Genomic DNA, 13,294 nt, shown 5'->3' with positions numbered 1-13,294 from the left:
TTTTTAGGTAAATCTAAAAATTTTTATTTAAAATATATATGATAAATTATGTTAAAATTTAGAATATAATTTGGTTATGTTTGTATTCTCAAATACCTTTAACACCATATGGCATCTGAATTAGATAAAATTGACTTTAAAATTTTAAGAATTCTTCAAGAGAATGGAAGAATTACCAACTTGCTTTTATCCCAAGAAATTGGTTTATCACCTGCACCAACTTTAGAGCGTGTACGCAAGCTTGAAATGGCTGGATATATTAAAAGTTATCATGCCTTGGTAGATGAAGAAAAACTGGGTTTAGGTATAAAAACCTTTATTCAGATTCAACTCGATTTTCATAAAAATAACACCATTCAGATCTTTTTGGATGAAGTAAATCAAATCAAGGAAATCACGGAGTGTCACCACGTTACTGGTCAGGCCGATTTTTTGTTAAAGGTTTATGTGAAAGACATTAAAGCGTACGAACGTTTAATCATGGATAAAATCAGTAAGATTTCTGTGGTTAAAACTTTCCAAACGATGATGATTATGTCGACCACGAAAAAAGAACCAATTGTGCCTTTGGAGTATTAACACTAAGTAATTACGGCAACCTAAAATGCTAAGGTGTCCTGAGGTGACTAAGGTGGTCCACTATTTTTTTTCCACCTAAGCCACCTGAGATCATCTAAGTTGGGCGTTCATGCTTTTATGTTTAAGGGTTTATATCGTACATAAATTCATTAACAAAACTCTTTTTTCCGTTATGAACTATATTGGTCGAATTGAAATTGATCAATAATCCTTTTGGTATTTTTAGTAATTTCATATAGGTTAAAATCTGTGCTTCATGAATGGGTAATATACGCTCAACTGCTTTTAGTTTTAATACCAGGCAGTTTTCAATCACCAAATCTACCTTGAGCTCTGTGTTTAGTAGCACATCCTTATAAGAAAGTATAATAGGATGTTCAGTAGTAAAATTTATGTTTTGTAGCTGTAGTTCTCTCATTAAGCACTTCTGGTAAACACTTTCGAGAAGGCCAGGGCCGAGAATTCTATTTACTTCTATACAAGCACCTGTAACCTTGTATTCTAATTGGTCGAGAAAAGTTTTATTGATCACAATAAAATCCATTAATTAGTTAATAATGTTTTTAGGATGATTTTTAAGTAATTCGTTAGTTGGTAGAATTACAAGAGCAATTTATCAATAATTCCAGAAATTTCATCAGCATTTTGATAAACCATAAAGTGTGTTCCGTTTTTAATCACAAAATCTGGCTGAGCAATTTTCGAATACAAAATTTTATCATTGGTACCGTGGATATGGTAGATGTTTTTAGGTCTGATTTTATTTTTCCAGCTTAAAATACTCCCTATTGCCCATTTCAAAAAATAAGGATCGGTATCTTTTATAATTTTGCTCAACAAAGTTTTCTCGCTACTGGAACGCGTACCGAAATAATAATTTTGAGTGAGCTTGTTCGATGATTTTAAAAACTGAGCGGGGATAAATTTCAGTAGACCTAGCTTGCCTGCGAAACGGTATAATGCTGGCAGATGAGTGCTTAACATGGTGCTCGAAATGATAATCGTTGTTGCAGGTTTTAGTAATTTGGCCATTTCCACTGCAATCATCCCTCCAAAAGAAACGCCAACCAAAGCAAATGGTTGGCTTAAGTCAATCACCTTACTTAATCGTTCGGCGTAAGAAGCTAATGATTCGTTTTTATTCGGACTAATCCAATCGATATGAATCATATTGATGTTTTCATTAAGCTTTAGCTTAGAAAAAATCCTTTTATCGGCACCTAAACCGCTGATAAAGTAAGTATTCATTAGGCTGGTAAGTTCCAGTCGATAGGGCTTAAGTTGTTCTGTACTAAAAGCTGATTTGCTTTAGAGAAGTGTTTCGATCCAAAGAAGCCATTGTAGGCCGAAAATGGTGATGGATGGGCAGCCGTAAGTACATAATGTTTTTTCTGATCAATTAAAGCCGCTTTTTGTTGCGCATATTTACCCCACAACAGAAATACGATATGTTCGCGTTTTTGAGATAGAGCTTTAATAATTTCATCAGTGAAAATTTCCCAGCCACGGTTTTGATGCGAGCCTGCTTCCGAAGCACGAACGGTTAAAGTTGCATTTAACAACAATACGCCTTGTTCTGCCCAATGCGTTAAGTTCCCATGGTTTGGTGTTTTAAAATCTTCAATATCAGTTTCCAGCTCTTTGTAAATGTTTTTTAACGAGGGTGGAACGGCTACACCGCGTTGTACTGAAAATGACAGGCCATGCGCCTGGCCAGCACCATGATAGGGGTCTTGACCTAAAATCACGATCTTTACCTGGTCAAATGGTGTGGTATTTAATGCGTTGAAAATATCAGTACCTTTTGGGTAAACCGTGGCTCCTTTGTTTTTCTCCTCCTGTAAAAAAGATTTAAGGCTTTTCATGTAGTCTTTTTCAAATTCTTCCTCTAAAACGGCTAACCAACCTGGTTCTAATGCTGCAGACATGTTTTTTATGTAAGATGTTTATGTAATATGGTTGATGGTTTGATAGTTTATGGTCAATGGTTTGGGTGTTCAGTTTAGACCATGGGCCGTTATCTATAAATTATTAAACTGAGTCCGTAAGTATTAAGCTATTAGGTCTGAACTCCTTGGCCATCGACCATGGACCATTAAACTATGAACCAAAATCTTCTTAAAAAGTTTAAGATTTCTTCTTATATATCGCCAGTAAATCACCCTCGAGCGTTGTTTTTGGTCCCTCTATAATCCGTCCCAGTTCTTTTCCTTTTTTATCAAGAACAATAAATGTTGGTACCCTTACAATATCCAGGCCGTCTAGGATGCCGTTTTCAGCCTTTTTATTTCCATCTACTGCAATAATTTCTACGTTTTTCCCTTTAAAGTGTAAGGCATCTAAAATTTTAAGAAAGTTTGGTACGTTTGCTTTGCTATCGCCGCACCAGGTGCCCAAAACAATTTTTATTTTTTCGTTTTTAACCAGTTTTTTCAGTTCGATCATGGTTGCTGCATCCGGTACATACGCCGCATAAAGTGGATCATACATTTCTTTAAACTCAGGAAAAGCGGTAATTCCTTCACGCGTACAGGCGTTAATCAGAATATCTTTATTGTGGACTTGATCGTGGATTTTTTTATTAACTTCCTGTGCAGAAACATTCATTGCAAGTACGATTAGGGTGATGGATAATAGGATTTTCATATTTAAGAGACGGTTTTTGTGAGCTTTTAAATTTTTAATGAAATTATTGTTTTAAAATCTAATTTCTGCCATTTAAACACGATATTTGCAAAAAAAATAATTAGAATAAAATTTATGCCAAATATTATCAGATTAATTGCGGGGTTTGCTTTACTGGGTGGCGCAGTAGCTTTATTTATCTTCGGCTTTTGGCCATGGGGCATTGTTGCCATTTTATTGGGAATAATTGTACTTGTAACTTATTTCTTTAATGAGAACATGCTTTTAGCACAATGGTTTCTTAGAAAAGATAACATGCCTAAAGCAAAAATGTTTTTAGATCGGATTACCAATTACGAAACGCAGTTGATCAAAGTTCAACATGGTTATTATAATTTATTGATCGGATTAATTGAAAGCAGAACAGCGCCGATGCAAAGTGAGAAGTATTTCAAAAAGTCGCTTGCATTAGGTATGCAAATGGATCATAACATTGCTTTAGCAAAATTAAGTTTAGCGGGTATTGCAATGGCTAAGCGTAACAAACGCGAAGCAACCATGTATCTTGCTGAAGCGAAAAAAGCGGATAAAAATAAATTACTGGCCGATCAGATTAAACAAATGAAGGATCAGATGGGCATGATGGACAAGCAGCAGCAAGTTCGTTACAGATAAAATTTTAAAGCCATTTCTTAACCGGAATGGCTTTTTTGTTTCAGCTCAATTTTGTTTGTTGAAAATTACACTGTATAAATTACTATTTTTATGGATAACTAACTTTAAATATTCATGAAAAAAGTATCTTATTTACCGATGCTGGCCTTCTTTGCCATTCTAGGTGCTTGCAATAACAAAAAAGATGCTGAAGAAAGCAATGAAAGCTTCTCATCGGCTAATCCTTTTTTTAAAGCAAGCGAACTTGCCTTTCAGGCGCCTGCCTTCGGCAAAATTAAAAACGGCGATTTTAAACCCGCACTGGAGGAAGGGATGAAACAGCAGATGAATGAAATCCAGAAAATTGCTGATCAGACTGATGCACCCAGCTTTGAAAATACCATTCTGGCCATCGAAAAAAGCGGACAACTGCTGAACCGGACAAGTATGGTTTTTAACCTGCTTACAGGAGCCAATACCAATCCCGAATTGCAAAAGGTTAAAGAAGAGGAAGCCCCTAAATTAACTGCAAATACCGATGCCATCTATTTAAATACCAAACTTTTTAACCGCGTAGAAACCCTTTACAAACAGAAGAATCAGCTGAAACTGGATGCCGAATCCTTGCGCTTACTGGAGTATTATTGCCAAAAATTTGAACTGGCAGGAGCAAAGCTATCTGATGCTGACAAAGGCAAGCTTAAAGAACTGAACAAAGAAGAAGCTACCTTGAGCGCAAAGTTTACCGCACAATTGCAGGCAGCAGGCAAAGGTTTAAAAAATACTACCCAACAACCCGAATTGCAATCAATGGCTGATCGTGCCAAGCGAGAAGAACTTTTTAATAAATCATGGAACAGGGCTGAAAAAGGTGATGCAAATGATACCCGTAAAATAATTTCAAGAATTGCGCAGATCCGTTCTGCTCAGGCTGCATTGCTTGGCTTTAAAAATTATGCGTCTTGGAAATTACAAAATCAGATGGCTAAAACACCCGAAGCAGTTGAAGATTTTTTTAGTAAAGTTATTCCGGCTGCTACCGCTAAAGCAAAAAGTGAAGCGGCGGATATACAAGCCGTAATTGATCAGCAAAAAGGTGGCTTTAAATTAGCCCCCTGGGATTGGGACTATTATGCCGAGCAAGTTCGCAAAGCAAAATTCGATTTAGATGAAAACGAGGTTAAACCCTATTTCGAGTTAAATAAAGTACTCATTAACGGTGTTTTTTATGCTGCAACACAACTTTACGGCATTACTTTTAAAGAACGTAAAGATTTACCTGTTTACCAGGAAGATGTTCGTGTTTTTGATGTGATAGACAAAGACGGAAAACAGCTAGGTTTGTTTTATTGTGATTACTATAAGCGTGATAATAAAGATGGTGGTGCCTGGATGGATAACCTTGTTCCCCAATCTAAGCTATTCGGCACGATACCGGTTATTTATAATGTCTGCAATTTTACCAAACCCGAGACCGGAAAACCAGCATTAATTAGTTTTGATGATGTTACAACCATGTTCCATGAATTTGGGCACGGTTTACATGGTCTGTTTGCCAACCAGCAATATCCCAGTCTTTCGGGTGCAAACGTAGCCCGCGATTATGTAGAATTTCCTTCACAGTTTAATGAGCATTGGGCTTCCGATCCAAAAATATTAAAGAATTATGCCCTTCACTATCAAACCGGAGCACAGATGCCACAAGCTTTATTAGATAAAATTAAAAAGGCGAGTTCGTTTAACCAAGGGTATATTTTTACTGAAGCATTGGCAGCAGCCGATCTGGATATGCAGTGGCACACGATTTCTCCGGGTTCACCATTACAGGATGTCGACAAATTTGAAGCCGAAGCTTTAAAGAAAACCAATTTAAACTTATCGTATGTACCGCCACGTTACCGCTCCAGCTATTTTCTGCATATCTGGAGTAATGGCTACGCCGCAGGTTATTACGCCTATAGCTGGACTTCTATGCTTGAAAATGATGCCTTTTCTTGGTTTCAGGAAAATGGGGGACTGACCAGGGCAAATGGTCAGCGTTTTAGGGACATGATTCTGTCCAAAGGAAATACCGAAGATCTTGGCAAAATGTTCTTTAATTTCAGGGGGCATAATCCTGATATTAAACCAATGCTTAAAAAACGCGGATTGTTGTAAAACAAAATTATAGTACAAAGGACAGTTACCAATTGACCTTTGTACTATAATCAATAAGGGCTAACATTGACGTTATTCTGTATATCAATGAGTGCCTTGAAGTGCCCATATATTTCCGCATAGCTAGGCCGTAGTACTGTATCTCCGTTTTACTCAAGTCCGGCCTAACAAATTTTTCGGGCTATACTGTCCTAGCCCTACCACTGGCTTCGAAAGAAAAATTTTCAGCCGGTGGTTTTTGTTTCTTTTTGGCAGCAAAAAGAAAGAGCCCTTCGGCGGCGGCAAGCCGAGGCAAGACTGTGCTGATGGATAAAAGCAAAATCAGTAGTTCGTTCAAACTTAGGTTGGTAACGTTGTAACTATGGTACTATTTTCCATTAAAGTCCATCTCTGCCGATGAATCTTTCTTTACCCAAAAGAAACTGAATCGCCTTTTTTACATTGCGGTTTACCGATTCTTCCGTTTTGAGGTTGGCAATGTAACGTATAATTTCCTTCTGTAAATGGGGGGCAAGGCCGTCAAATACATCCCTAGCCTGTTTATTTTCTACTAAAGCCAGTTCCAACTTAGGGTTTATCCTTATTGTTCGTTCTTCAGTATCAAATTCAATTTCGAAGCTTGCGGTATCTCCAATAGCTTTGCCTGCGGCTTTTCGCATCGGCGTATTCAGGTACAAACGCCAATCGCCCGCATATTTTACCAAAGTTTGTTTAAACTCATGCCCATCAATTTTCATTGTAATTGGAAGCTGACCTTTGTCTTTCCCAGCTTGATGGAAAACATAGTTTAATGCTTCTTCCGGTACAAATACAAAAGGATTGATGCCAATAATCTTGATTTCAGCAGTAAAGGGTTTCGGTTTTTTTGTGTCCATTGGCTTTCTATTAAATAAAGATATTGGCTTTGATTAAAACTCCATAATTTTTAGTCAATAAATCATACACTATGCGCCCTACTTAACGCCATTCGCCAACCGCTCTCGCAAAAAATCAAAACCAAACGCTATTTTCCATTGTAGTTTATATAAAATCTAATACTATGGCAACATCACAAGAAGGGAGTACCAACAATACTCAGGAAGAAAATAACATTAAAGATTTAGGCGGCAAAGAAGCTATAGAAAAACTTAGGAGTTTAGCCGAAAAGGCTGAAAGCTGTTTTTTCTGTACCAATATTAAAACTGGTGTACCCTTGTCGGTAAGGCCAATGGCTATTCAGCAGGTCGATGATGAGGGGAATATATGGTTCATGAGCATGAAAGACAGTCATAAAAATGATGAGATTTCAACTGATCCGTTTACTCATTTGCTGTTTCAGGCCGGAGCACACTCGGGTTTTGTAAATATTTATGGAATTTCAGAAATCAGCAGGGATCAGGCTAAAATCGACAAGCTTTGGAGCCCGTTTATCAAAACCTGGTTTCAAGGAGGGAAAGAGGATCCTGATATTACCTTGATTAAGGTTATCCCTTCAGAGGGATACTATTGGGACACCAAACACGGCACTGCCGTTGCATTTTTAAAGATGGCAGCGTCGGTAATTACAGGAAAAACAATGGATGATTCGGTAGAGGGAACTTTGGAGGTGGATTAGTGAGGTTAATTGTTTTAGTTGGTTAACTGGTTAATTGTTAAATTAACTGTTAAGTGGGAATTACCAACTGAAAACTGACTACTTATCTCCTAAATAATCAAATCCTTCAAATTCTTCTCTTTGAGCTCTTTTGCTTAAGATATCTTCTTCTTCGGCTTGTACTCTTGAGAAGAATAAGGCCTCGGCCTGAATTCTTTTTATTAACTGACGTACCAGCGTTAAATCAAAAGCATCTTTGCTTAATTTAATGCAGTATTCTCTTTCGTTGATTTCTAAACTTGACGTATTCATATCGCAATGATTTTAATTATCGATTGCCGTAAATATAGAAAAGGCTTGCTAAATAATTGTTAGCAAGCCTTTTAAGTTTATGTTATGTTTTTGTTAAAATCAAATCCAGAATTCCCTTTTTCGGGGCTCAGATTGATTATTTATGAGATAAGAATAAGCCGTCGTCTGTTTTGGCAACTTTTAAAATTCCTTTTCCTGTTAAAGCTTTTAAGGTTGTATCCCATTTTTTGTTACTCCAATCGACCAGTTTTCCTTTTACTTCAGTTAACAGATATTGTTCGCCTTCTGAAACCAATGAATATAATTCTGTTTCTTCAGGTGTCATTTCTATTTTCTTTTTCTCCGGGCGCATCTGCGGGAAGAATAAAACTTCCTGGATGGTACTTTGGTTGGTCATTAACATCACCAAACGATCAATACCAATGCCCAAACCTGAAGTAGGCGGCATACCATATTCTAATGCACGTACGAAATCATCATCCATGGCCATGGCCTCGTCATCACCGCGGGCAGCTAACTTTAACTGATCTTCTAAACGCTCTTTTTGGTCAATAGGATCGTTCAATTCTGAATAAGCATTTGCAATCTCTTTACCATTAACAAATAGCTCAAAACGCTCTACCAAACCTTCTGCCGTACGGTGCTTTTTAGCAAGCGGTGTCATTTCGATCGGGTAATCGGTAATGTAGGTTGGCTGAATTAAATTCGCTTCAACCTTTGCACCGAAAATTTCATCAATTAATTTACCGCGGCCCATTGTATCATCGGTTTCGATGCCTAAATCTTTACAAGTCTGCGCAATTTCTTCCTCCGTCATTGCCGAAACATCAATTCCGGTATATTTTTGGATCGACTCGTACATGGTTAATTTTTCGTACGGTCCTTCAAAGTTAATTTCGTTAGCCCCAACTTTAACTACACTTGCACCAGTTGTCGCAATAGCCACTTTTTCTAAACATTCTTCAACCATTGCCATCATCCAGATATAATCTTTATAGGCAACATAAATTTCCATTGAAGTAAATTCAGGATTATGCGTACGGTCCATCCCTTCATTACGGAACATTTTACCGAATTCATATACACCATCAAAACCTGCAACGATTAATCTTTTTAAATATAACTCATTTGCAATACGCAAATAAAGCGGCATATCTAAAGTATTGTGGTGTGTGGCAAAAGGACGCGCAGCAGCACCGCCATGAATAGGCTGGAGGATAGGCGTTTCTACTTCCATCCAACCCTGGTTATCAAAATAATTGCGCATGGTGTTAATCACCTTGCTACGTTTAATGAAGATCTGTTTAAAATCAGGGTTTACTGTTAAATCTACATAACGCATGCGGTAACGCAATTCCGGATTGGTAAATCCATCATAAACATTGCCTTCATCATCGCGTTTTACGATTGGTAGCGGGCGCAGTGACTTAGAAAGCACCTTAAATTCAGTAACATGTACAGAAATTTCTCCTGTTTGCGTAGTGAATACATATCCTTTAACTCCAATGAAATCGCCAATATCTAAAAGTTTTTTAAATACTGTGTTATATAAGGTTTTATCATCACCAGGACAAAGTTCGTCGCGCTTTAAGTAGATCTGAATTCTGCCGGTAGAATCCTGTAACTCCGTAAAAGACGCAGCACCCATAATATTGCGGCTCATAATTCTACCTGCTAATACTACGGTCTTGTACGCTGTCTTATCTACTTCATAATTAGCTAATATATCTGCAGCATATGCATTTACTTCATAAGCTTCTGCAGGATAAGGCTCAATGCCTAACGCGCGTAATTGTTTTAGCGACTCACGTCGTAATACTTCTTGTTCTGATAATCCTATACTCATTTCAGGTATTTTTTGCAAAAGTAATGCTCTTGCATTTTTTGTTATTGTTAAATTTTGGCGCTTTAATGAAAAAGAAATAATTAGCTGATTAAATTTTGAATTAATATTGGAAAAAATTCAATTTTCAGTACCAATTAGCTATCCACTTAAAACAGATGGTTGCAAAGATAAGAAAGCTATTGTAATTACTAAATGCTTTATAGATATAACATCGCATTTTAGCATGTTAAAAGCAATTGGATAAAAATTGATGCGCAGAAACTTTACCAATAGTATTTATTCCAAATCAATTAATGGATCCCAGAATACCTTTTTAAGGTTTTGAACTTTCAGGTTTTTAATTTCAACGCCTTCGTTTTCGAGGAGTTCCTGTCTTTTAGCTGTGGATGATGGATCGCCGCTGAGCAAGACGTTGCTGCTGATTACCCTATAATAAGGAACAGGAGGCTGTGCTGATCCGCAGGCACCAATGGCTCTGGCAACCATTCTCGATAGATTAGGCGTGCCAATGGCTTTTGCAATTGCTCCGTATGACGTTACCTTTCCTTTGGGTATTTCTCTGGTTAAATCCCAAACCTGTTCAAAAAATAAATCGTGTTTCATCGTTCTGGCAAATGATACATAAAGCTATTAAATATATCTGTTTCATAATTCGTCATTGGAAATTTATTTTATCAAGGACTTCCTGTAAATTCTTGGGTCTAATTAACAACTCCATGGTCAGACCCTTTCTGAAGTTTTTAAGTAATTCATTGAGTAAATTTTTCAGCGATATGAATTTAGTGTTTTACAGATGTTATATTTGTTTGGATGTGAATAGCCATTTAAAAAACGATGCCCGATATAAAACAAATACCACCTTCTAGTTTTGAGTTTTTAAGGTTGTTAAAAAATAACAACGAACGTGAGTGGTTTAATGACCATAAAACAGCTTACCAGAAAGAACTGACATACATAGAATCTTTTGCCCAGGATTTATTAGATCTCATGAATACCCATGATGTAATTGAAACACCATCGGGAAAGAAAAGTTTATACCGGATTTACAGGGACACGCGTTTTTCAAATGATAAAACGCCTTATAAAACACATTGGAGCGGAAGTTTTAAACGGGCAGGTAAACAAAGAAGGGGTGGCTACTATTTTCATATCGAACCAGGCAATAGTTTTGTAGCTGGTGGCTTTTTCGGTCCTTCTCCACAAGATTTGAAATTGATAAGGGAAAATATAGCTTTTGATGCCGAACCCTTGAGAGCAATATTAAGTGATAAAACTTTTATTGCTTCCTTCGGAACTTTGAAAGGCGAGCAATTAAAGACTGCTCCAAAGGGTTTTGATGGAGATCATCAGGATATCGATCTGTTACGTTATAAGCAATTTTTGTTAGTTCATCGATTTACCGATGAGGAAGTTTTAAGTAAAGATTACTTAGGATATTGTAATCGGGAATTTAAAAACATGCGACCTTTCTTTGATTATATGAGCGAAATATTGACAACCGATGCAAATGGAATGGATCTGTAGTTGATTTTTAGGATTGCCGGAAAAAAATTAAAGGGTCATCATACTTATTTTGTAATGATGACCCTTTGTTTAATTATGATTCAGCTTCTATACCTTCCTCATACATTTCGTTAATGGCTTCGGCATATTTCTTTTCTACAATCCGGCGTTTAACTTTCATGGTAGGGGTAATTTCTCCTTCATCTATATTGAAAGGATTACGCTTGATTTTAAAGTTTTTAATGCGCTCAAATTTGGCCAGCTCGTTTGATATTTTTTTAATATCCTGTTCCATCCAATCTATAATTTCCTGATCGCGGATAAAAGGATCAGCCTCTTCAAAAAATGATGGTTTGAGTTTGAAGGTTTCTTCTAAAGTTTCTTTGTTCGGGATAATAATTGCTGTAATAAACTCACGTTTATCTCCGATTAAGAAAAGCTGATCAATTTTTGGGCTTTTCAGGTAAATGTTTTCTACCGGGGTAGGGTAAACATTCTTGCCATAGGCATTTACGATCATGTTTTTTAAACGGTCTGTAATCTGCAGATTACCTTTATAAAAACGGCCAATATCTCCGGTATGGAACCACATGTCTTTATCTATCGCTTCGGCTGTTTCTGCTGGCTTGTTAAAATAACCTTTCATTACGCAGTGACCGCGTACAATTACTTCCCCTTCAGCGCATTCAAATTCTTCATTAAAAGTATTGTGCGTTTGGATACTGAGCATTTCTTTAGTTTCGACATCTTGTATACCCACTTCAATACCAGGGATTACGCGACCAACAGTGCCATAAACCTGCCTGTGGTATTCGGTAACCGACATTACGGGCGAAGTTTCTGTTAAGCCAAATCCCTCCAATATTTTAATGCCCAGATCGCCAAAAAATTCACCCACATTTTTAGGCAGGGCGGCACCGCCTGAAATCATAAACTTTAAACGTCCACCGGTTTTCTCTTTAATTTTACTGAAAACCAGTTTCTCTGCTATTCCTTTTTTAGCTGATAAAATGAAGCCTGGGTTTTTTCCGGCCTCTTTTGCTAAACGGTATTTGTTACCCGTTTCTAAAGCCCAGGTAAATATTTTTGCTTTTGTGCCCCCACCAGCTGTTCCTCCTTTTATGGCTTTATCGTGTATCCGCTCCAATAAACGTGGAACGCAGCTCATTACCGTAGGACGAACTTCTCCCATATTTTTGGCCAATAATTCTAAACTCTGCGCGAAGGCAATTTTACAGCCTTGTGCGCAACAAACATGGTAGGTTGCTGTACGCTCGAATACGTGGGATAGCGGTAGAAAAGAAAGAAAAGTTTCCGTTTGATCGATCACAGGGATCTGTTGCAAGCAAACCTCCACATTCTTAACAAAGTTAAAATGGGTAAGCATTACACCTTTTGGAGTTCCTGTTGTTCCCGATGTATAAATTAAAGAGGAAACATCGTCAGGTAAAACCAAACTTCTGCATTGGTCAATGTCAGCCCTTTCGGCGGCCGTAACCTGATGTTTAAGTGCCAGAATATCAGAAAAGGCAATAACTTCTACATGTACGTCCTCTGGAATAACAACTTTTTCAAAATCTTTAAAGGCAGGAATAATATATTTTAACTGTTTGCAATTGGCTGCAACCTTTAATACTTTACGGAATAGAAAGTTATTCCCAATAAGAATAGCTTTTATGCCAGAATCGTTAATGATATAAGCTACTTCCTGTTCAGAAAGTGTAGGGTAAATGGAAACATTAATTACACCAATCTGCTGGATTCCCTGATCATAATATACGTATTCAGGAGAATTCTCGATCATTAATCCTAATCGGTCACCTTTTTTTATTCCTTTCTCTAAAAAGAAGGCAGAAACAGCGTCGGCTCTTTTTAAAGTATCTTCATAAGAAATTTCAGTCCATTCTGCACCTTGTTTATGAATCAAAAAGGTTTCTTGAGGTTTATGGATGTTTTTTACAACATTCCGCAACAAGGTAGGAACGGTTGAAAATTCGTTTATTAATGGCATGCTCGTATTGGTTCGCTAATTATAATTAACAATT

At 37.2% G+C, this 13,294-nt stretch carries 14 protein-coding genes; 5 read left to right on the top strand and 9 right to left on the bottom strand.

What is annotated here, in order from left to right:
* Nucleotides 1-108: 108 nt before the first annotated feature.
* Complete coding sequence (locus LQ201_RS23140) at nucleotides 109-579, top strand: Lrp/AsnC family transcriptional regulator (RefSeq protein WP_025142637.1); 471 nt, start codon at nucleotides 109-111, stop codon at nucleotides 577-579.
* Nucleotides 580-700: 121 nt separating this feature from the next.
* Here LQ201_RS23140 and LQ201_RS23135 read toward each other — a convergent pair whose 3' ends face one another.
* From LQ201_RS23135 to LQ201_RS23120, 4 genes are all read right to left on the bottom strand, one after another.
* The gene (locus LQ201_RS23135; RefSeq protein ID WP_230146047.1) at nucleotides 701-1,123 is read right to left on the bottom strand and encodes a GxxExxY protein; all 423 of its coding nucleotides are present in this window, start codon (nucleotides 1,121-1,123) and stop codon (nucleotides 701-703) included.
* Between the two features lie 56 nt (nucleotides 1,124-1,179).
* A complete protein-coding gene (locus LQ201_RS23130; RefSeq protein WP_230146046.1) occupies nucleotides 1,180-1,827 on the bottom strand; it encodes an alpha/beta fold hydrolase in 648 nt (215 codons plus the stop codon).
* The gene (ung, locus tag LQ201_RS23125; protein WP_230146045.1) at nucleotides 1,827-2,507 is read right to left on the bottom strand and encodes a uracil-DNA glycosylase; all 681 of its coding nucleotides are present in this window, start codon (nucleotides 2,505-2,507) and stop codon (nucleotides 1,827-1,829) included. The genes LQ201_RS23130 and ung overlap by 1 nt, the downstream gene beginning before the upstream one ends.
* Before the next feature lie 199 nt (nucleotides 2,508-2,706).
* Nucleotides 2,707-3,225, bottom strand: a complete 519-nt coding sequence (locus LQ201_RS23120) for a thioredoxin family protein (protein ID WP_230146044.1) — start codon at nucleotides 3,223-3,225, stop codon at nucleotides 2,707-2,709.
* Between the two features lie 114 nt (nucleotides 3,226-3,339).
* Between LQ201_RS23120 and LQ201_RS23115 the strand changes: the two genes are divergently transcribed.
* Both LQ201_RS23115 and LQ201_RS23110 read left to right on the top strand, forming a co-directional pair.
* A complete protein-coding gene (locus LQ201_RS23115) occupies nucleotides 3,340-3,879 on the top strand; it encodes a DUF2892 domain-containing protein (protein WP_029280631.1) in 540 nt (179 codons plus the stop codon).
* Nucleotides 3,880-3,993: 114 nt separating this feature from the next.
* Nucleotides 3,994-6,015, top strand: a complete 2,022-nt coding sequence (locus LQ201_RS23110) for a M3 family metallopeptidase (RefSeq protein WP_230146043.1) — start codon at nucleotides 3,994-3,996, stop codon at nucleotides 6,013-6,015.
* 377 nt (nucleotides 6,016-6,392) lie between these two features.
* Here LQ201_RS23110 and LQ201_RS23105 read toward each other — a convergent pair whose 3' ends face one another.
* A complete protein-coding gene (locus LQ201_RS23105) occupies nucleotides 6,393-6,890 on the bottom strand; it encodes a YdeI/OmpD-associated family protein (protein WP_230146042.1) in 498 nt (165 codons plus the stop codon).
* A gap of 164 nt (nucleotides 6,891-7,054) precedes the next feature.
* On the opposite strand from LQ201_RS23105, the gene LQ201_RS23100 reads away from it, so the two are divergent.
* Nucleotides 7,055-7,609 carry a pyridoxamine 5'-phosphate oxidase family protein gene (locus LQ201_RS23100; RefSeq protein ID WP_230146041.1) on the top strand — a complete coding sequence of 185 codons (555 nt, stop codon included), beginning with the start codon at nucleotides 7,055-7,057 and terminating at the stop codon, nucleotides 7,607-7,609.
* A gap of 78 nt (nucleotides 7,610-7,687) precedes the next feature.
* Here the strand turns inward: LQ201_RS23100 and LQ201_RS23095 are convergent, their stop codons facing one another.
* From LQ201_RS23095 to LQ201_RS23085, 3 genes are all read right to left on the bottom strand, one after another.
* On the bottom strand, nucleotides 7,688-7,900 hold the full coding sequence (locus tag LQ201_RS23095) for a hypothetical protein (RefSeq protein ID WP_029275714.1): 213 nt from the start codon (nucleotides 7,898-7,900) through the stop codon (nucleotides 7,688-7,690).
* A 136-nt stretch (nucleotides 7,901-8,036) separates the two neighbouring features.
* Nucleotides 8,037-9,746, bottom strand: coding sequence for a lysine--tRNA ligase (lysS, locus tag LQ201_RS23090; RefSeq protein WP_230146040.1), 1,710 nt, complete (start codon nucleotides 9,744-9,746; stop codon nucleotides 8,037-8,039).
* A 276-nt stretch (nucleotides 9,747-10,022) separates the two neighbouring features.
* Nucleotides 10,023-10,349, bottom strand: coding sequence for an MGMT family protein (locus tag LQ201_RS23085; RefSeq protein ID WP_230146039.1), 327 nt, complete (start codon nucleotides 10,347-10,349; stop codon nucleotides 10,023-10,025).
* Nucleotides 10,350-10,580: 231 nt separating this feature from the next.
* Here LQ201_RS23085 and LQ201_RS23080 point away from each other — a divergent pair, with 231 nt between their 5' ends.
* Nucleotides 10,581-11,270: a DUF2461 domain-containing protein gene (locus LQ201_RS23080; protein ID WP_230146038.1), complete on the top strand. Its 690-nt coding sequence runs from the start codon at nucleotides 10,581-10,583 to the stop codon at nucleotides 11,268-11,270.
* 73 nt (nucleotides 11,271-11,343) lie between these two features.
* Here LQ201_RS23080 and LQ201_RS23075 read toward each other — a convergent pair whose 3' ends face one another.
* A complete protein-coding gene (locus tag LQ201_RS23075) occupies nucleotides 11,344-13,260 on the bottom strand; it encodes a long-chain fatty acid--CoA ligase (protein WP_230146037.1) in 1,917 nt (638 codons plus the stop codon).
* Nucleotides 13,261-13,294 lie beyond the last annotated feature (34 nt).

Origin of the sequence: Pedobacter sp. Bi126, from assembly GCF_918698245.1 — a bacterium.
In the GTDB taxonomy this organism is placed as follows: Bacteria; Bacteroidota; Bacteroidia; order Sphingobacteriales; family Sphingobacteriaceae; genus Pedobacter.
Note: the sequence above shows the minus strand (reverse complement) of the source record. Positions and strands in the feature narration are given on the sequence as shown.